This is a genomic window from Pseudomonas sp. RL_105y_Pfl2_101 (assembly GCF_963970585.1).
Lineage (GTDB): Bacteria > Pseudomonadota > Gammaproteobacteria > Pseudomonadales > Pseudomonadaceae > Aquipseudomonas.
This window is the reverse complement of the sequence record NZ_CAXAPG010000004.1, coordinates 119,985-138,895: the sequence shown is the minus strand read 5'-3', so window position 1 is coordinate 138,895 and position 18,911 is coordinate 119,985. Positions and strand designations below refer to the sequence as shown.

At 61.0% G+C, this 18,911-nt stretch carries 14 protein-coding genes and 1 pseudogene; 4 read left to right on the top strand and 11 right to left on the bottom strand.

Features of this window, described 5'->3' with window-relative positions:
* Positions 1-136 precede the first annotated feature (136 nt).
* Positions 137-541: a VOC family protein gene (locus AACY31_RS06975; RefSeq protein WP_339479361.1), complete on the bottom strand. Its 405-nt coding sequence runs from the start codon at positions 539-541 to the stop codon at positions 137-139.
* Between the two features lie 192 nt (positions 542-733).
* Between AACY31_RS06975 and AACY31_RS06970 the strand changes: the two genes are divergently transcribed.
* On the top strand, positions 734-1,591 hold the full coding sequence (locus tag AACY31_RS06970) for an SDR family oxidoreductase (protein ID WP_339504216.1): 858 nt from the start codon (positions 734-736) through the stop codon (positions 1,589-1,591).
* A gap of 149 nt (positions 1,592-1,740) precedes the next feature.
* Here the strand turns inward: AACY31_RS06970 and AACY31_RS06965 are convergent.
* From AACY31_RS06965 to AACY31_RS06945, 5 genes and pseudogenes are all read right to left on the bottom strand, one after another.
* Positions 1,741-1,914, bottom strand: a pseudogene (locus AACY31_RS06965) (YetF domain-containing protein); the annotation flags it as partial.
* 472 nt (positions 1,915-2,386) lie between these two features.
* Positions 2,387-4,981, bottom strand: a complete 2,595-nt coding sequence (gene ligD / locus AACY31_RS06960; protein WP_339504214.1) for a DNA ligase D — start codon at positions 4,979-4,981, stop codon at positions 2,387-2,389.
* Entirely contained in the window at positions 4,978-6,141 is a 1,164-nt protein-coding gene (locus AACY31_RS06955) for a carboxylate-amine ligase (protein ID WP_339479355.1), read from the bottom strand. The genes ligD and AACY31_RS06955 overlap by 4 nt, the downstream gene beginning before the upstream one ends.
* Positions 6,113-7,126: a class I SAM-dependent methyltransferase gene (locus tag AACY31_RS06950; protein ID WP_339504212.1), complete on the bottom strand. Its 1,014-nt coding sequence runs from the start codon at positions 7,124-7,126 to the stop codon at positions 6,113-6,115. The genes AACY31_RS06955 and AACY31_RS06950 overlap by 29 nt, the downstream gene beginning before the upstream one ends.
* A gap of 10 nt (positions 7,127-7,136) precedes the next feature.
* Positions 7,137-8,522 (bottom strand): iron-containing redox enzyme family protein, encoded by a 1,386-nt coding sequence (locus tag AACY31_RS06945; RefSeq protein ID WP_339479353.1) that lies wholly within the window; start codon positions 8,520-8,522, stop codon positions 7,137-7,139.
* Between the two features lie 385 nt (positions 8,523-8,907).
* On the opposite strand from AACY31_RS06945, the gene AACY31_RS06940 reads away from it, so the two are divergent.
* Positions 8,908-9,171, top strand: a complete 264-nt coding sequence (locus AACY31_RS06940; RefSeq protein WP_339479458.1) for a hypothetical protein — start codon at positions 8,908-8,910, stop codon at positions 9,169-9,171.
* 12 nt (positions 9,172-9,183) lie between these two features.
* Here the strand turns inward: AACY31_RS06940 and AACY31_RS06935 are convergent, their stop codons facing one another.
* On the bottom strand, positions 9,184-9,720 hold the full coding sequence (locus AACY31_RS06935; protein WP_339479453.1) for a hypothetical protein: 537 nt from the start codon (positions 9,718-9,720) through the stop codon (positions 9,184-9,186).
* Positions 9,721-9,873: 153 nt separating this feature from the next.
* Here AACY31_RS06935 and AACY31_RS06930 point away from each other — a divergent pair, with 153 nt between their 5' ends.
* A complete protein-coding gene (locus tag AACY31_RS06930) occupies positions 9,874-10,104 on the top strand; it encodes a hypothetical protein (protein WP_063321299.1) in 231 nt (76 codons plus the stop codon).
* Positions 10,105-10,277: 173 nt separating this feature from the next.
* On the opposite strand, the gene AACY31_RS06925 is transcribed toward AACY31_RS06930, so the two are convergent.
* The 3 genes from AACY31_RS06925 to AACY31_RS06915 form a co-directional block, all read right to left on the bottom strand.
* The gene (locus tag AACY31_RS06925; protein WP_339479351.1) at positions 10,278-12,206 is read right to left on the bottom strand and encodes a hybrid sensor histidine kinase/response regulator; all 1,929 of its coding nucleotides are present in this window, start codon (positions 12,204-12,206) and stop codon (positions 10,278-10,280) included.
* 142 nt (positions 12,207-12,348) lie between these two features.
* A complete protein-coding gene (locus AACY31_RS06920) occupies positions 12,349-14,688 on the bottom strand; it encodes an ATP-dependent DNA helicase (protein ID WP_339504210.1) in 2,340 nt (779 codons plus the stop codon).
* Positions 14,685-16,337 (bottom strand): VRR-NUC domain-containing protein, encoded by a 1,653-nt coding sequence (locus AACY31_RS06915; protein WP_339479348.1) that lies wholly within the window; start codon positions 16,335-16,337, stop codon positions 14,685-14,687. Before AACY31_RS06915 ends, AACY31_RS06920 begins: the two co-directional genes overlap by 4 nt.
* 220 nt (positions 16,338-16,557) lie before the next feature.
* Between AACY31_RS06915 and AACY31_RS06910 the strand changes: the two genes are divergently transcribed.
* A complete protein-coding gene (locus AACY31_RS06910) occupies positions 16,558-16,782 on the top strand; it encodes a YgdI/YgdR family lipoprotein (protein ID WP_339479347.1) in 225 nt (74 codons plus the stop codon).
* A gap of 112 nt (positions 16,783-16,894) precedes the next feature.
* On the opposite strand, the gene AACY31_RS06905 is transcribed toward AACY31_RS06910, so the two are convergent.
* On the bottom strand, positions 16,895-18,748 hold the full coding sequence (locus AACY31_RS06905) for a polyurethane esterase (protein ID WP_339479346.1): 1,854 nt from the start codon (positions 18,746-18,748) through the stop codon (positions 16,895-16,897).
* Positions 18,749-18,911 lie beyond the last annotated feature (163 nt).

Genomic DNA, 18,911 nt, shown 5'->3' with positions numbered 1-18,911 from the left:
CGATCTTTTGATCTTGATCTTGATCTTGATCTTTCGCTTTGGACTCAATGGACAGTGGAAAGATCGCAGCCTCGTTGCACTCGTCAGCGCCTACACAGCGCCTGCACGGCGCGTGCAGGATCGAGGGGGTTGGGGTTTATTCCTGCATATCCGGCGCATGGACAAAGCACAGCTTGTTGCCCTCCGGATCGCGGCAATACGCCCCGAAATAACCTTCGCAATACTGCGGCCTCGGGCCGGGTGGGCCTTCGTCGGAGCCGCCCATGGCAATCGCCTGCTCCCAGGCAGCACGCACGGTTTGCGGGGAGTCAGCGGCGAAGCTCACTTGCATGCCATTGCCCCAGGTGGCGGGCAGGCCGTTGAAAGGCAACTGGACGAAAACCTGTGGCCAATGCTTGCCGGGCCGCCGCCAACCCTCCCCCGGCGGGCCCGAGTCGTGCTCGCCCTCGATACGCTCCAGTCCCAGGCAGCCGAGGACGACGTCATAAAAAGCGACCATTTTCGGCAGGTCGCGCGCACCGATCTGTATGTGGCTGAACATTGTCCTGCTCCCTATCGAACTCCGTACGTTCATTGAAGCGTACAGCGTCATTCAATGTCCGTCGCCGCTCTCTATTCACCGACGAAACGTCAGTCATCACGCTCATCGACAAGCAAGAAAATCCGACCGAACTCTGCCCGAAACCCCACAGTCCACCCTCCATCGCAACCCCATCAAGCCTGGAGAACGACAATGGTCGACTACCCTTTCCCACCTTTCCCGAAACAAAGTCAGCCGGTGCCCGGCAGCCAACGGAAAATGGACCCCTACCCGGACTGCGGTGAACAGCGCTACATCGGCTCCGGACGACTGGCTAACAAAATCGCCCTGATCACCGGCGCCGATAGCGGCATCGGTCGCGCCGTCGCCATTGCTTTTGCCCGTGAAGGCGCGGACGTGGCGATTGCCTATCTGGACGAGCATGAAGACGCCAAGGAAACTGCCCGCTGGGTCGAGCAGGCCGGACGCCAATGCCTGTTGCTGCCCGGTGACCTGGCAAACAAAGACCAGTGCCGCAAAATCGTCGATGAAACCGTCGCCCGCTTCGGGCATATCGACGTCCTGGTCAACAATGCCGCGTTCCAGATGACCCATGAAAGTCTTGAGGAAATATCCGACGAAGAATGGGTGCGTACGTTCGATATCAACATCACCGCGATGTTCAGGATCTGCCAGGCCGCCGTCCCGCACATGAAGCCGGGTGGCTCGATCATTAACACCAGTTCGGTCAACTCCGACATGCCCAAGCCGACGCTGCTGGCCTATGCCACCACCAAGGGCGCCATCGCCAATTTCACCGGCGGCCTGGCGCAAATGCTCGGCCCCAAGGGCATCCGTGTGAACAGCGTGGCACCGGGACCGATCTGGACGCCGCTGATCGTGGCGACCATGCCCGAGGAAGAGACACAGAATTTCGGCTCCCAGACCCCGCTTGGCCGCCCCGGCCAACCCGTCGAAGTGGCGCCGATCTATGTGCTGCTGGCCTCGGACGAAGCCAGCTACATCTCCGGCGCCCGCTATGGGATCACCGGGGGTAAGCCGATTCTGTAGGCATAGAAGTGGCGTAGGCGCTGTCGAGTACAACGAGGCTGCGATCTTTACGACTCAGCGAAAGATCAAAAGATCGCAGCCTTCGTCAGCGCCTGCACATACAACGGGTGCGAGCTCCCTCGCCACGAAATAAGTCCCCGGCGACGTGCTCAGGACGGTTCCTTGGCTATCACCGAAATCTTCCCATTGCGCTCGATAATCGCGAACTTGATCTGCTCCAGGGTCTCGACACCCTGGCTCGAGCGTGCCGCTTCCATGATGTCGGCTTCCACCCGTCGGACATGACGCATCCGGCCCTGGAGGATTCGCCCGTCCTCGACGATGAACTGATTGAAACTGACCGCGGCACCGCCGGAGGTGGCGATTCGGCTGTTCAGATCGAATGCCCAGGCAAAACACACGGTGCCGGCATTGCCGTTGTGATTCATTCCCTTTATCGCCCCGTCGTCCTGCGCCAACAAATAAATGCCCCCTGTCTTTTGCTGTACCTCAAACCATAAGGGCCTCACACGCCCCCTGATTTCGCCTGGACAGACATTCGCGAGCAAGCCCGCGGCCACAGGAGAAACACGGTCTCACTCGCGGTGGACGTTGATCTCGGCGCCCCGTTAACCACGAGGGCCGAAGTGAGGGCACACCGAGCCTAGGCAAGGTGCCGAGTAGTGGGGCAAAAACGCTTTGGTTGCTTTCGCCTGGGGCGGTATTCCGGCCTTTCGAAAGTACCCCGCCGTCAGGGTGGAACCACCCGCAGCCGTGACCGCAGCAATGGATAGACACACCCAATCGCAAAACACCTTAAGCCTCCCTCATACCAATACGCCTGCGCATATCAGCCGTAATACGCTGCCGAGTTCGCTTAAGCCCAGCCCAAGGCTCATGCCCCACTTGCGCCAGACGCTCATGAACATTGTGCACATTCCACACATTCGCCCCCTTGAGCTCAGCCACTTCCTCGCGAAAGATCGGCACCGACACCGGCAACCCTTCCCGGGTCCGGGCGGCGTAAGCGCAAATAGTGGTAGCGCCCAACCCATTGCGCAGGTAATCGATGAAAATCCGCCCTACCCGATTCTTCGGCCCGGACACCGCCGAAAAACGGTCCGGCAGCAGCTTGGCCATGTGACTGACAATCGCATGGCTGAACCCCTTGACCTCGTCCCAACCCAGTTTGCGCGTCAGCGGCACCACCACATGGATGCCCTTGCCACCGCTGGTCTTGAGAAACGCCTTGAGCCCCAGCTCATCGAGCACCGACAACGTGAGCTGCGTGGCCTCGACCATGCTTTTCCAAGGCAACGCGGGGTCTGGGTCAAGGTCGAGGATGAACCGGTCAGGCTTGTCCAGGTTGACGGACGTGGCGTTCCAGGTGTGCAGTTCCACCGTGCTCATCTGCACCGCACCAATCAGCGCCTCGGCGTTGTTGATGATCATCCCCGGCTGCCCGGTCAGTTCCTTATCCAGGCGGGTGATGCCGGGAATCGCCAGGCGTTCGGCGTTCTTCTGGAAGAACAGTTCCCCGGCGATGCCATCCGGCGCCCTGACGAGGGCCACCGGGCGATCCACCAGCTCCGGCAGGATAAATTCGGCGACGCTGGCGTAGTATTCGGCCAGTTGCAGTTTGGTGGTGCCGCTGTTGGCGTCAATAACCCGCTCCGGGTGGGTGATGCGGACCTTGCCGGTCAGGCTCGATGCCTTTGTCTTGCTCTTGGCTTTGGCCGCTCCAGGTTCATTCTTGGCGTTATTTTTTTTTGCCGTAGCGTTTTTTTTCACGGGCTTGGCAAGCTCCTGGCTAATGGCCTTGGCCGGCTTGTCATTGCGCAAGCCATGGAAGACCGCATGGCGCACCGAGCCGTCCTTGGTCATTTCGGCAAAGGCCACTTCGGCCAACAGCGTCGGGTCAAGCCAATGCACGCCCTTGGCGTCGTAACCGGTGGGCGGATTCACCACGGCGGGCTTTTTCGTCTCCAGGGGCAGCAGTTGCTGGTAAATGCTGTTAAGGGTGGTTTCATTGAACCCGGTGCCGACCTTACCGGCGTAGCGCAACTGGCCACTGTCGGCATCATGCAGCCCCAGCAGCAAGGCACCGAAGGCGCTGCGAGCCCCCTTGGGATCGCTGAAGCCCACCACCACGAACTCCTGGCGATTCTTGCACTTGAGCTTGATCCAGTCGTTGCTGCGCCTGGACACATAGACACTGCCGATGCGCTTGCCTATGAGCCCTTCCATCTGCATCTGGCAGGCACTGTTGAGCAGTGCATCGGGCGTTTCCTCAAAGGCATCGGAAAACCGCAGCAAGGGGCTTTCGTTGGGCTCCAGCGCCGCAGCCAGTGCCGCCCGGCGCTCTTGCACCGGTACGTTGCGCAAATCCATGCCGTTGAGGTAAGGCATGTCGAACAGGTAAAAGGCGATCTTGCCACTGCTGCCGACCTCGAAAGCATTCTGCAAGGCCTGGAAGTCCGGCACGCCTTGGTCGTTGGCAACCACCATCTCGCCGTCAAGCCAGGCTGATTGCAAGCCCAGCGCAGCCAAGGCTTCGGCCTGTCTTGGCAATTTGCGGGTCCAATCATGGCCGTTGCGGGTGAGCAGCTTTACATCGCCGTTTTCAATGCGCGCCATGACCCGATAACCGTCGAACTTGATCTCATAGAGCCATTCGCCGTCGGGCACGCTTTCCACCAGCGTCGCCAGTTCCGGCTTGAGGGTTTCCGGCAACGGCCCGGCGACCACGCCGCTGAGGGTGGTTTTCAAGGGGCGTTTCGGCTGAACGGCATTTTCCGGTTGTTTCACCGCGGTGGCTGAAGCGGCCTTGCCGCGACGCTTGGGCACGAGGGTGCGATCACTGAGCACGCTGTCTGGCTCGGCCTGGACCACGTCGTACTCGCTCTCGGGGCGGGCCGCCTGGTCCTGGTGCTTGATCAGGAACCACTGCTCCTGCTTGCCGGGCATGTGGGTGCGTACCAGGTTCCACAGGCCGCTGAGCTTTTCGCCTTGCAGCTCGAACTTGAGCCGGCCTTTTTCATAGCCTTGATGGGGATCACCCTGGGGAATCCAGACACCCCGGTCCCAGACAATAACGTCGCCGGCGCCGTAATGGCCCGCGGGGATGTTGCCTTCGAACGTGGCGTAATCCAGCGGATGGTCTTCGACATGCACCGCCAGGCGCTTGGCTTTCGGGTCCAGGGAGGGGCCTTTGGGCACCGCCCAGCTCTTGAGCGCGCCGTCCAGCTCCAGCCGAAAGTCGTAATGCAGCCGCGAAGCGTCGTGTTTTTGAATACAGAACTGCAACGCATGGGCGGTTCTTGCCGATCTGCGCGAGCGCTTCGCCGCCGGCTCCGGGGTAGCGGCGAAGTCACGCATACGGTTGTAGTCATCCAGGGTCTTGCGGTTCATGGCCCACCTGCCACCTGTTGCAACGCCGGATCGGCGGCCGGCAGCCCGGCGGTTTCCGCCAGCAATTGATCAACTACGCGGCACAAGGCCTGTTCGACGCAATCGCCCAGTAGCAACCCCTGTTCGAAGAGGACGATTTGCCGGTCGGCGCTGTTGCCTTCCTGCACCATGCGACGCACCTGCTTGAACACGTCCTGGACACCCAGCTCTACTGCGGTCTCACCGAAGGTTTGCTCGGCCAGGGTCAGCCATTCACCGATCAACATCGGCTGTTCCTGCCCCTCGACGATAAACTCCGCGAGAGTTCCGTGACGCTTGGCCCGCCAGCGGTTTTCCTTGAGGACCCACTGGGACATCTGGCTGAAGTGGGCGCCAGGTCGGCGCTGCGCCATGGCATGGGCCACCATCAGGCGAAACAGTGAGACGAGGCACAGGACGTCGTCGACCCGAGGACAGGCATCACAAATACGCAGTTCCAGTGTGGGATAACGTGAGGAAGGCCGTATCACCCACCAGCAATCGCTGGGTTGGCGAATGGACCCGGTACGCATGAGCATGTCGACGTAGCTGGCGAACGTCGGCTCGTCTTCGAAAAACTCCGGCACACCCATGCGTGGCCATTCATCGCAGGCCACTTGTCGGTAGCTGCTAAAGCCACTGTAGCCACCGTTCCAGAACGGCGATGAAGCGCTCAAGGCCAGGAACATCGGCAACCAGGGCAAGATCTCATTCATGACCCGCACCCGATCCTGGGTGGCCGGAACTTCCACGTGGACATGCAAGCCCGACAGCACGCTGCGACGCGCCACCCGCTGGTAATCATCGAACAGTTGCTGGAAATGCAGTTCGTCGGTGGGTTGCAGCACTTGGGTTGTCATCGGGTGTGAACCGGCACTGAGCAGACCCAGGCCATACGGTGCCAACCGTTGGTTCAAGCCCATACGCACCTGGCGCAGGTAGTCGCCGGCCTCGGTCACGCTGTCAAAGATGGGCGAGGCCATCTCCACTTGGCACAGGAACATTTCATGGGCGAAATGCTTGCCCAGTTCGGCCTGGCACGCGGCGACAGCCTCAGCGGGTGGTTCACCCGGCATGCAACGCGTTTGCAGATCGGTGATGAAATACTCCTCTTCAACGCCGAATTTCATGCGTCCGTTCATCGATAGTCCCTCCGATAACCCCGCCGATACCGGCGCCAATGCGGGTTACAACCAACGCCACCACGGCGATCCTTTCCACGTCTTGATAACCCGGCGTCAGCAACTCCTCACCAAACACATCCGGGTCCAACTCCTTGTAGGTCCAGCCCAAGTCCGCCGAGTCACGCCATTGGCCCAGCGCTTCCAGGAAAGGGTCGCGCCCATCCACCATCGCCACGCCGGTGTAGAGCACCAGCGAGCCGCCCGGTGTAAGCCGGGGCAAGGCCTGTTCGACGATGCGCAACGACAGCCCGGCGCCCAGTGCGCCGCCGCCATGACGATAGGCGCGCTCGGATGGATCGGCCATGTACGGCGGGTTGGCGACGATCAGGTCGAAGTGGCCTGGCACGTCCTGCAGCACGTCGCTGCGAACGACCTCGACATTGCCCACCTCGGCCAGCGCGGCGTTCACTGCGCTCAGGCGCAAGGCTTGCGGGTTGATGTCCACCGCCAGCACTTGTGCTTCACGCCGGGCGCGGGCAATCACGATCGCACCGACGCCGGCGCCACAACCGATGTCCACGGCGCGATGCACCGCCGTGAAGTTCTGTTGTAGATGAGTATGGATCAACTGGGCGAAGCGGTAGCTGTCAGGGCCGAAAAACACCGCGTCGGTGGCTTGGGTGGGGAACTGTGAATGAGCGAACAGCAAGCCACCCAGGCTCGACCAACGCCCCCGGCTGCGCAGCAGGCCGTCGCGTTCTTCCAGCACTTGGGCCTCTTGCAGTTGCCGCTGTTCATCGGCGCTGATCAGCCCCGGCACAAACGGCCGCGACCAGCCGAACACGTCCCGCAAGGTCTTGGAGCGTTCATTACCGGGCCGTTGGTTGACCCGCTCGTGGGTCAACGGCGTCGGGGTAATGAAACGGTAGCCGTCGGCTTGCAAGCGTCGGCCCAGTTGCAGTAGCGCAAGGTCCATCTCGGGCAGTCGTTCTGTCTCATTCATGCGGGGTTTCCTAGCGAAGTGCGGATTTGAGCTCGATGAACCGACGAGTCGCCAACAGCCCGGCCGGATGGCTATGACGCCGCGCACAGAGCCAGGGCATCAGAACCTGCATCTGTTCGTTGGGCGCCCGGCCTTGCAGTGCCTGTTGCAAGCGTTGTACATCGGGATCATCCATCGGCGTCGTTGGCTGGCCAGCAGCAACCGGACCACGTCGGGCGCTGGACCTTGTGCCCTCGTCCAGCCAGTCACCGGCAATCCAATCATGCAGCAGCTGCTTTTCGTAGGGGCTGAACACCCCGAACATGGCTGCCCCAGCCCCGTTAATCAGTGTCCAGAAGCGGCTGTTCTGCGGGTCTTCATGGCGTCTGATCCAGCCTTTGTTCTGCATTGCCACCAGGAACCCTTCCAGTTGGCCAGGTGCCGAGAGCCACTGGTTGACGGTCTTGCCTTCGAACTTGCAGTAATCGGAATGCATGTGCTGGCCGAACGGGCGTTTGCGTTCAAGCATGTCCAGCACTTCGCGATCCAGGTCGAACGAACCGATGATGTCCCGACTGCCCTGCCCTAGGTCGTTGAGGCGATAGCCCAGCGTGACCCGGTGCCAGAAGGCTTCGCGGTCGGCTTCCAGCGGCATCAGCTGCAGCAGCGCTTGCACGGCCTTATGGGCGTGGCCGGTGCTGGCGTTGTCGATGGTGACATGAAGGGTGAAATAGTACGGATCGATGTCCAGTTCGCTCAGCTCATAGGCGCTGATCAACAGATGCAAGGGCAATTGCTCATAGCCCAGGTTGTAGCCGATGACCTCTGGCAGGTATTCGTCACCGGCGTAGCCCAGGGCCAGTTGCACGGCGCCTTGCAGATAAAGGTCGTCGTCGATGTCCGGGGCATCCGACAGGTCGTGTTCAGCAAGCAACTTGCGATAGAGCACCACATGGTTTTGCGCGGGATGACCGTCCCCCAGTTCTTCAAGGTAGGTGCACAGCAACCCTTCGAAACGGTGGTCGTGCCAGTGCTTGACCACGCCGTACAGCCAGGCGCCGTCGACCCGTTTGGTCGGCGCCACAGCCTGCAGGAAGTACAGGGCGTGGGCCTTGGCGCTGAAGAACTCGCGCGCGCCGCCATTTTTGCGCCGTTCCAGGTAGTCAGCGTATTGCCGGGCCACACCGGCGCTGTGCTGCTCGACCCAGGCCTGCAGCGCCATGGGGTCATCGGGCATCTTCAGGGGAAGCCCCGCGGCCTTTGCGATGCATGCCTGGAGGAACGCCTGGGCGTGTGCTTGCTTGTCTGCATTATCGGGGCCCAGGAGCAGTCGTTCATAGCATTGGCGCACCTGTCCGTTGCCGATGACAGGGTGCACGGTGCCCGGCCGGGATTGAAGGGGAGTCAGCGCAGTCATAAGGGCCTCTTGGGTTCTCGGCGGACGCTGAATCAACACGTCTCTTCTGTTGCAGAGCGCCAGAAACGGTGAAAAATTCCCTTGGATAGAAAGGCAGGCGGATAAACGGGATCGTCCGTTCACGCGGGGAACCCTCGTTTCGCTCCAGCCCTCGAATGCGCAAGGACGCCGTTGTGGCGAGGGCGCTGGCGACGCACTGTGGGAGCTGGCGAAGGCTCGGGACGCGTTCGGACGATCTGTTGATCTTTCGCTGGGGCTTAAGTGGCTGGGGAAAGATCGCAGCCTCGTTGCACTCGACAGCTCCTACACAGCTCCTGCACAGCTACACCGCTTACGCCGGGAGCAAGCGTCCTCGCCAGTACCTGATGCTATCCAAGGAGCAACGATGACTTTCACGGTATGGGGAGCGGTGCTCGGTGCGGTGTTGCTGACCCTGGCCCTGACCTCCGTCTATCTGCGCTGGATGCCGGTCACGACTTCGGGTGGATCCAGGGCTACGGCTTTCTCTCAGTGTTCGCCGCCGGCCTGGGGCTGCGCCAGGTCGGGGTCAAATCCACCGATGTCGGTGGTGGCGTTGAGCATTCTTGTCCATGGCGTCACGACCCAGCCCACCCTGGCGTGGTATGAGCGCCACAAGCATTCGGGCTGAGGCCAGTGTGTCTCACCCGCCAGGATCACCCATCTGGATATAGACCGAATACGCCCCCAACAGCACCCAGAAGGAGGCGAAGATCCACGGCGTACGCACCGAGAACAGCAGCGACTTGCGGTAGCCTTTGTGCGTCGACTCGCGCTCACTGAACAGCGGTGACTCGTCGTAGGCCAGGCCCATCAAGGGTTCGGCGCGCAATAACTCGCTCTGTTTGAAATGCCAGTGATCGATGATCTCGTAGGCCGCCTTGATGCCCGGCCAGGCATTGAGCGAACTCAAAAATCCCAGCAAGGACAGCAATGGCGGCACGATCAGCGTGAACAACTTGCCCCATTCCGGGTTCAGGTTGGCCATGCACGAAGCAAAGGCGATCACCAGGAAAGATTGGGCGGCCAGGTAAGCATCGGTTCGGTTAGCCAGGATGCTGGTTTCGTACTGGATCTCCCGGCGATAGAAATCCAGTCGCTCCTTAGGCGAGCCGAACAGCTTGGCGTTGTGTTCCGTCAGCTCTTCTTCCGGGGTGGGCACGGTGAGTATTCTGGGCATTGCGCAGGCGGCGTCTCGGTGATGATTCGAACTCATTAGAAAGACCCGGCGCGCGGCAAGTTCCAGCCAATGGACCACAGGTCCATCCAAGATCCGAGGAAACGCTCCGCAACCGCCAGGGTCTCTAGTTCGTAAGGGCAAGAGGACGCTTGTGTGGACTATCTTGGATGGGTGCAATGGCCAGCGATGCTCGTCACGGTGCTGGCCGCCTGGTTGATCGGCTCACGCCAACCGCGACGCCGGATGGCGGGATTCAGCTGTTTTATTGCCAGCAATATTCTGTGGGTGATCTGGGGGCTTCATACCCACGCGTATGCATTGATCGTGTTGCAGTTTTGCCTGTGTGCGATGAATTTGCGTGGGTTCAAGAAAAACACCGAATAGTGGCTGCTCTTGCGCTGTAGGCGCTGGCGAAGGTTCGGGCCGCGTTCGGACGATCTTTTGATCTTTCGTTTGGGACTCAAGTGTCTGGGGGAAGATCGCAGCCCCGTTTCACTCGACAGCTCCTTGTATCTACACAGCTCCCTCGCCACAGGAGGTGGACGTTACATTCCTGACTATTTCATCGTTTGCCCAATGATCTGCACCAGGTCAATCTGCTTGAACGGCTTGATCAGCCGAGGCAATTGCGCGGCAGATCCTTCCAGGCGTTCGGCATAACCGGTGGCCAGGATGATAGGCAGGGTCGGTTGGCGGTCGCGTAACAGTTTCGCCAACTGCGCACCGTCCATCTGTGGCATGGCCATGTCGGTGATCACAAGGTCGATGTCCGGGTTGCGCTCATACAACTCCAGTGCCTGGACGCCCGATGGCGCGCAAAGGACCCGGTGCCCGAGGTCTTCGATGAGCAGGCGCGTGCTGGTCAACACCAGGCTGTCATCATCGACCACCAGCACTTTCAACTCGTTGACCGGCTGTGTTGCTTGCTGGACCGACGCTTTGCCCGGTGCCGGGTTGTCAGCCACGGGTAGCCACAACTGCGCGGTGGTACCGACACCTTTCTGGCTCTTGAGCATCAGACGCCCCCCCAACTGCTCCGCCAGACCATGCACCATGGATAACCCCAGCCCCGTACCTTTTCCGACACCCTTGGTGGTGAAGAACGGGTCAACAGCCGAGGCCAGCGTCGCCTCGTCCATGCCCTCGCCTTCATCGGTAATCGCCAGGCAAATGTAGCGTCCGGGGGCCATCGGCTTATCCGGGGCCGCATCACACCCTTGCCGCTCATCGACAGCAATCATGAGCTGGCCACCATGGGGCATGGCGTCCCGGGCGTTGGTCGCCAGGTTGAGAATCGCCAGTTCCAGTTGGTTGACATCGGTCAACACCGGTGACAGTGCTTCGGCGAAACGGGTCTGGATGTGTATCGACGGGCCCAGGGAGCTTTGCAGCAGGCCGCTGATACCCTGCACCAGTGCCGATAGCTCGACCGACTCGTAGGTCAGTTTTTGCCGACGGGCAAACGCCAGCATGCGCTGAGTCAGCGAAACCCCGCGCAGTGCGCCCTGGGTCGCGTTGTCCAGCAATTGAGTCAGTTTCGGCTCGTCGGGCAGGCGCTTGCGCACGATTTCCAGGTTGCCAAGGATGACCGTCAACAGGTTGTTGAAATCATGGGCGATGCCGCCGCTGAGCTGGCCGATGGCTTGCAGTTTCTGTGATTGGAACAGCGCCTCGCGGGCCTGCTCGAGGGCCTCCTGGGCCTGGGTGGCATCGGTAATGTCGCGGGTGATCTTGGCAAACCCCAACAGCATGCCGGTGTCGCTGCGGATCGCATCGATGATCGCGTGGGCCATGAAACGCGTGCCATCCTTGCGCATGCGCCAGCCCTTTTTCTCGAAACGCCCTTCGCTGGCGGCGATGCTCAACGCGCGCTGTGGCTCGCCGTTATCGCGATCCTCGGGGGTGTAGAACATCGAGAAATGCCGGCCGATGGCTTCCGCCGGAAGATAACCCTTGATCCGCTGCGCCCCCAGGTTCCAGTTGGTGATCTGGCCTTGCGGGTCGAGCATGTAGATGGCGTAATCGGTGACGCTTTGCACCAGCAGGCGGAACTGCTGCTCGCTTTGCTTGAGGGTTTCCTCGGCCATCTTGCGGTCGGTCAGGTCACGGGTGATCTTGGCGAAACCAAGCAGGGTGCCGCTCTGGCTGTCGATGATCGGATCGATCACCACATGGGACCAGAACAGCGTGCCGTCCTTGCGCACCCGCCAACCCTCGCCTTCAAAGCGCCCCTCATGCACTGCCGTGTCCAGTGCCCGTTGCGGCAGGCCGGCGGCGCGATCCTGATCAGTGTAGAAACGGGAAAAATGCTGGCCCAGTATCTCGGATTCCTCGTAGCCCTTGAAACGCCTGGCGCCGGAGTTCCAGCTGGTGATAATGCCCGAGGGGTCGATCATGTAGATGGCGTAGTCGACCACAGCGTCGATGAGCAGGCGAAAGCGCTGTTCCTCGTTCATGAGTGGGGTCTTGGAGTTGTTCTCAAGCATCTGGCCGGGGCATCCGTGTGGACTTTTTGCGGAGTATGGAACAAGTCTGGTGCCAGGAAAAACGATTGAGCGCTGGCAAGGTGTAAGCCGATGTCCAGCCTACCTCATTTATGGGAGCGGGCTTGCTCGCGAGAGCGGTGGGTCAGTCTGTGATGCAGGATGCACCGACGCCTTCGCGAGCAAGCCCACTCCCACAGGGAAAGTCGTGTGTTTCCTGGGTCACCGACCACCAACGCGGCAACAAGTGCTGCACCCGGGCCTCGCCGAACCGATCATCGATCAACATCACCACCCCGCGATCCTGCTGGGTACGGATCACGCGGCCGGCCGCCTGTACGACTTTTTGCAGGCCGGGATACAGGTAAGTGTAGTCGTAGCCATCGCCGAAGATCGCCGCCATACGCTGCTTCATCTGCTCATTGACCGGGTTGAACTGCGCCAATCCCAAGGTGGCGATGAACGCGCCGATCAGGCGTGACCCCGGCAAATCAATGCCCTCGCCGAACGCGCCGCCCAGCACCGCAAAGCCAATGCCTTGGCTGTGTTCCATGAACCGCTCGAGAAACGCCTGCCGGGGGGCTTCGCCCATGCCGCGCGATTGCGTCCAGAACGCAATTTGCGGGTACCGCTCGGCAAACAGCCCGGCCACTTGCTGCAAGTAATCGAAGCTGCTGAAAAAAGCCAGGTAGTTACCCGGGCGCTCGCGGAACTGGCGAGCCATCAACGCGGCAATGGGCTCCAGGGACGCCTGGCGATGGGCAAACCGGGTGGAAATGCGGCTCACAACCTGTACGTCCAGTTGTTCGGCCTTGAACGGCGACTCCACGTCGATCCATACCGTGTCGCCCGGCGTCCCCAACAAATCTGCGTAGTAATGCCGGGGGTTCAGGGTCGCGGAAAACAGCACCGTGCTGCGGGCCGCCGTCAGTCTGGGACGCAGGAATGCGGCCGGCACCACGTTGCGCAGGCACAGCGTAGACAAGCTGCGCTGGCGGCCGGGTTCGCGCTTGTGGATGTCGAACAGAAAGTGCTCGTCGAAGGTTTCCGCCACCCGGCCAAACTGCAAGGCGTCGAAGTAAAACGCCTGCAATCCGCTGTCCACGCCCAGGGGATGATCGTTGAGGTAATCGCCGATAGCCGTCGTGCAGGTGGCCAGGGACTGGAGCAGTTTTTCCGGCAGTTTTTCATAGGCTTGATAGGCCGCCACCTGAGGGGTATGCAAGGCGTTCCACTGACGATTGACCCTATCCAGGGATTTCTTCAGCGGTTCGGGGGCGGTTTTGCGCACGCTGGTCAGCGTGGCCTGGTCGAGGGTCGCGCTGTACATCTGTCGCCCGCGCTCCACCAGGTTATGGGCTTCATCCACCAAGGTCGCGACCGTCCAGCCGTTGGCCTGGGCCAGGCCGAAGAGCAACGCGCTGAAGTCAAAGTAATAGTTGTAGTCGGCCACCACCACGTCGGCCCAGCGGGCCATTTCCTGGCTGAGGTAATACGGGCAGACCTCATGGACCTGCGCAATCTCGCGCAACGCCGCCTGGTCGAGCAAGGTGACCTGGCTCGCCGCAGCCCGGGCGGGCGGCAAGCGGTCGTAGAAACCACGGGCCAGCGGGCAGGATTCGCCATGGCAGGCTTTGTCCGGGTGTTCACAAGCCTTGTCCCGGGCGATCATTTCCAGCACCCGCAATGGCATTGACGGCACGCCTTGGGTGATCACGCGCGCCGCATCCAGGGCCAGCTTGCGCCCTGGGGTTTTCGCCGTGAGGAAGTACACCTTGTCCAGTTGCTGTGGCGCCAGGGCCTTGAGCAGTGGGAACAGCGTACCAACGGTCTTGCCGATACCGGTGGGCGCCTGGGCCATCAGGCAGCGGCCAGTGCTGACGGCCTTGAACACCGATTCGGCCAAGTGCCGTTGCCCCGGCCTGAAACCCGCATGGGGAAATACCAGCGATTGCGCGCCGAGGTTGCGCGCCTGTTGATGGGCCATTTCCTGTTCGGCCCAGGCCAGGAACAATGCGCATTGCGCTTCGAAGAAGGCTTGCAGTTGTGTCGCCTCAAAACGTTGGGTGATGCAGGTTTCCTTTTCGCTGACGATGTCGAAGTACACCAGGGCCACGTCGATGTGCGGCAACTGCAGTTTCTGGCACATCAACCCGCCATAGATCTTCGCCTGGGCCCAATGCAGTTGGCGATGATTGGCGGGCTGCTTGGCCAGGTCGCCCCGGTAGGTCTTCACTTCTTCAAGGCAATGGCGAACGGGGTCGTAGCCGTCCGCCCGGCCTTTGACTGTCAGTGTCTGGTAAAGACCTTCGAGGGCCACTTCAGCCTGATAACCCTCGCTGCGCCGCGAGGCCACGGTGCGATGGCCAGCGATGCCTTCCAGGGCCGTGGGCGACGGCGTGAAACGTAAGTCTAGGTCACCCACCTTGGCGGTGAACTCACACAACGCTCTCACGGCGATGCTGTAGCTTGGCGCCGGGGTCATGCGCCCTGCCCCGCCCATTGCACGTAGCAAACGGCGACGGGCATCTGGTGTTCCTGACAGAACTCCAGCCAGCGCAGTTGGTTGTCTTGCAGGCGATCACCAGGACCTTTGACTTCGATCATCCGGTAGGTCTTTTGCTGCGGCCAGAACTGGATCAGGTCCGGCATGCCGGCACGGTTGGCCTTGATGTCCAACAGCAGCCGGTTAAACCACTGCTTGAGGTGTGCGGCTGGCAGGCAATCGAGGGCCTGGGCCAACAGTTCTTCGGACAGCGCGCCCCAGAACACGAAAGGCGACTGCACACCCCACTTTTCTGCGAAGCGGCGACCAATCGTGTCCCGATAGCGCCCGTCGTCCAGCTCGGCGAAGCAGGCCGCGAACAACTCAGCGCGACGGGCATGAAAGTCCTCGTTGAGCAGGTCCACCGGCCCGCGTTGGAACGGGTGGAAAAATGCGCCCGGCAACGGCGCGAAGATTGCCGGCCAGCACAGCAGGCCAAACAGCGAATTGATCAGGCTGTTCTCGACGTAATGCACCGGCGCGGTTTCGTCGTGCAGGTGGGCCTGGACGTGGTACTCCACCGACAAGGTCGGATCGACGCGCGGCAGGTGCAGCTCCAGGCGCTCCACTTCCCGGGCCATGCCCCGTGGCACCGGTGGCCCGCCCAATTTGCGCCGAAGACGGGGCACGATCCGCAGCAAGGCCTGGGTTTCGGCAGCACTTTGCGGTGCGAGGGCTGCCGCCTCGCCCAGTTCAAGGGCCAGGGCGTATTCGCCGATGCGCTCCAGCACCCGGACCATCCGCAGCCGCGCGCCGGGGTAGGTGCAATCACGATAGATGCCCAAGGCCAAGGCGAAGTCGCCGATGCGCTCGCCGTGCTGACCGATTTGGAACAACAACTTGCCCCGACGCCGCTGCAGCCATGGGTTGCCCAGGGACAGCTCATTGACCTGAGCGACGATGTCTTCCAGGGGCTCGCCGGCTTCGAAGCGTTGCTGGCAGTCGTGCAGGAACAGGCAGGCATCGACGTCTTCACGGCTGCGCAAGCCCCGTGACTCGGCGCTGAACTCGACGGTTTCGTAGGTAAAGATGCCCAGGTCCGCCAGGACGAATTCCGACCAATCCTGGTAAAGGTTGCCGAAAAACATCAACCGCAGCCGGTCACACAGATTCATGATCGTCAGGCTGTACAGCCGGTCATCCAGCTGCGGGCACCAGGCAGCGAACGACTGGGGCTGGTTAAGGCGTTCATCCAAGGTCTGGAGCCATTCGGTCTTTTTCGCCTTGGGGTGTTCGATCAGGTGGCCCAGGCACAGGAGGATTTCCGGTTTGAGCAGCACCTCGAACAGTTCGACGAGCCCTATGGGGGCCTGTTCCTCGACCCACCCCAGCGCCAGCAGTGGCGCAACGGCCGCGCCAATGTCACCGATTTCCGGGTAATGCAGCTTGCTATGACGGAACCGTACTCCCTTGCGCATCACCATCCGCACCAGCAAGCCCTGGGCGCCACGCGGCAACGCTGCAAAGTGTTCGATGAAGCGCTGCTCGTCGGCGCTGAGCACATCGGCATAACGCTGCGTCAACCAAGCGAGCACCTGCTGGAAGTTGTTCAGGTAGTAAAACGGATCGTCGAGGGAACGGACTGCCACGGAAAGAACGCCAAGGATATCGGGGTACTGGTTATGCATACAGATAACAGCTGTAAACCCGCCAGGCAACAGCAAAAGATGAACGGTCTCCTATATTTAAGGTTAAATCCTTCAACTAGCGATGAACTTTCCTACGGCAAGCGAGACCAATGGCCGTTAGCTAATGTGATGGCGCGGTCGAATCAGCTGCTCCGTGTCCTTTTGATGAGAGGTTATGGTTATGAACATCAGGTTTCTGGGCCTGCCCATGGTCGTCGCGGCATTTCTGGCTCTGGCTGGCTGCGCGTCGCCAACCGTGGTGACCTTGCAGAACGGTACCCAGTATTTGACCAAAGACACCCCCAATACCCGCACCGTCGACGGTTTCTACGAATTCGAGGATATTTCCGGCAGGAAAGTCCGGGTCCGCGCCGATGATGTAGCAACCATTCGCAAGGAAGACTGATTTCCAGTGACTCGCCTGCTGCACCGTCTTCGCGAGCAGGCTCGCTCCCACAGGGTCTGGTGGTGAACACGAGTAATCCATTCTGGGCGCGAGCCTGCTCGCGATGGCGATATCAGGCGAACACGATCCCTTCTCCACCAACCTGACCGAGACCAACGCCCACCAGGGTCACGGAACTGGCGCCGACCTTGAGCAGCGTGTCATTGCCCACTTGTGACAGGTACTGGCTGTAGTCATGACCTGCCCCGGCGCCCGGCACGCCGAGGAACACCAGCTTGTCCCCGGCGTCGTAACCGCTGACCCGGTCCTGGCCGAAGGCGCCGTTGAAGAGGAAGGTGTCACTGCCGCCACCCGCTTGCATCCGGTCATTGCCCGCGCCGCCGACGAAGGTGTCGTTACCCGCGCTGCCCACCAACACATCATCGCCGTCCTGGCCGAACAGCCAGTCACCCTTCGCCCCCGCAACCAGGGTGTCGTTGGCTGCACTGCCCTTGATCGAAGAGGCATACGCCGTCAGGTTGGCGCCGGCCACCAGGCCATTAGCGGTGACGCTGTGGCTCACCTCATCCTTGAGCAGCCCCCAGAACAACCCCGACTCCTTACTGACCAGCGTGCCGATGTCGCGGGTGATGCTTATCGCGCCATGGGCGTCGCGCATATACAGCGTCCCGGCCCCGTCATGGGCGAAACTGAAATCCTTCACCGACTGCTGCAGTTGCAGGCTATTGCTGCCCTGCCCGCCCACGATCACGTTGTAGCCACCGCCATCGCGAAAGGTGTCGTTACCAGCACGGCCTTCCAGGTAGTCGTGACCCTGGCCGCCCTGGATCAGGTCATTGCTGTCGCTGCCGATGATGAACGTGCTGCCGGTGTGGGTTTCAGCATTTCGGTTGAGGTCCTGTACCCAGGTACTGGCGCGCGCAGGGTCCGACAGGTTGGCGACGATGATGGTGGAGTCTTTTTCGGTGAGGCCGTAGAACACCGAGTTCATGACCCGGCCCATGCCATCGCCATAGCCGGTAGGCAGGTGGGAAATCCAGGTGGGAATGTTGAGAATGGAAAACGGCAACACGTTCCATGCCGTCGAAGCGTAGTGGTCGTTGAAGCTGACGATGTTGTTGGTGGCCGATTCCTGTTGCCCATCGTGCACCCCCACCGAGGCAAGGTTGAATGTCGAGCCGTCCAGGGCACGGAACACCGGATCGTTCTCGTAACCGATGTTCAGGACCTTGTCGGTACTGCTCTGGGTTGGCGAGGCGTAGGCGATGTAGTTGGCACTGGAATAGAACCCTGCCCATTGGCTGGCACTCAAGTCCGCCAGGCTGTTGACCGCCAGTCCGCCCAGGCTGTGGCCGCTGACCAGCACGTCGTTGCCTGTCAGGCCATGGGCCTGGGCAAACTTTGCGACGTCCCCAAGCAGGTTGCCAAAGGCTTCGCCGACGTAGTTTTTCGCATAGTCCTTGGGCCCCAGCGCGGCCATCAGGTCGTTGATCACGTCGCCAATGGAATCGCTAATCAGGTTTTCCCGAGGGCCGCTGGTGCCGCGAAACGACACGCCGATTTCCTGCAAGTGGCCCTCGGCGTCGTACTTGCCGAGGATCTCTACCTGCGCGGTGGTGTACCCCGCTTTTTCACCGAAAAACGTCCCGCGGCCATCCACCTTGCCGGCGTAACCCAGTTGCGCGGCGCTGATGGGCGTCCAGCCAGCCTTCTGTACCGCCTCCAGGGCCAGTTTTTCCGAATCGGGATTCCACGGCACGCCGGGAATCACCCCTTGGGAGTCGGTGCCGCCCAGCAGCGCAGTCACCAGGGTCGCCGGCAGGCCGGCACCGAAGCCGTTGTGCTGGTAACCGGCGGCAAATCCGTGGTCGAGGTTGTGGTAGGAATACAGCATGATCGCCATTGCGTCGCTGACCAGTGCCTTGGATTCGGTGGTGCCGAGGTTCTTGTAGTCGTAGATACCCATGGTTGTTGCTCTCTTTTGTTGTTGGAATATTGGAAGCGGGCAAGCCCTGTAGGCGCTGCCGAAGGCTGCGATCTTTTGATCCTTGATCCTTGATCTTTGATCTTTGATGTTTCGTTTGAGATTCAAGTGTCGGGGGAGAGATCGCAGCCTCGTTGCACTCGAC

Excerpts from the sequence above, each read along its gene's own strand:
- AACY31_RS06910 (WP_339479347.1), top strand. The coding sequence starts at position 16,558 with ATGAACATCAGGTTTCTGGGCCTGCCCATGGTCGTCGCGGCATTTCTG.
- AACY31_RS06975 (WP_339479361.1), bottom strand. The coding sequence starts at position 541 with ATGTTCAGCCACATACAGATCGGTGCGCGCGACCTGCCGAAAATGGTC.
- AACY31_RS06970 (WP_339504216.1), top strand. The coding sequence starts at position 734 with ATGGTCGACTACCCTTTCCCACCTTTCCCGAAACAAAGTCAGCCGGTG.
- AACY31_RS06925 (WP_339479351.1), bottom strand. The coding sequence starts at position 12,206 with ATGCTTGAGAACAACTCCAAGACCCCACTCATGAACGAGGAACAGCGC.
- AACY31_RS06950 (WP_339504212.1), bottom strand. The coding sequence starts at position 7,126 with ATGAATGAGACAGAACGACTGCCCGAGATGGACCTTGCGCTACTGCAA.
- AACY31_RS06935 (WP_339479453.1), bottom strand. The coding sequence starts at position 9,720 with ATGCCCAGAATACTCACCGTGCCCACCCCGGAAGAAGAGCTGACGGAA.
- AACY31_RS06940 (WP_339479458.1), top strand. The coding sequence starts at position 8,908 with ATGACTTTCACGGTATGGGGAGCGGTGCTCGGTGCGGTGTTGCTGACC.
- AACY31_RS06920 (WP_339504210.1), bottom strand. The coding sequence starts at position 14,688 with ATGACCCCGGCGCCAAGCTACAGCATCGCCGTGAGAGCGTTGTGTGAG.
- AACY31_RS06955 (WP_339479355.1), bottom strand. The coding sequence starts at position 6,141 with ATGAACGGACGCATGAAATTCGGCGTTGAAGAGGAGTATTTCATCACC.
- ligD (WP_339504214.1), bottom strand. The coding sequence starts at position 4,981 with ATGAACCGCAAGACCCTGGATGACTACAACCGTATGCGTGACTTCGCC.
- AACY31_RS06905 (WP_339479346.1), bottom strand. The coding sequence starts at position 18,748 with ATGGGTATCTACGACTACAAGAACCTCGGCACCACCGAATCCAAGGCA.
- AACY31_RS06945 (WP_339479353.1), bottom strand. The coding sequence starts at position 8,522 with ATGACTGCGCTGACTCCCCTTCAATCCCGGCCGGGCACCGTGCACCCT.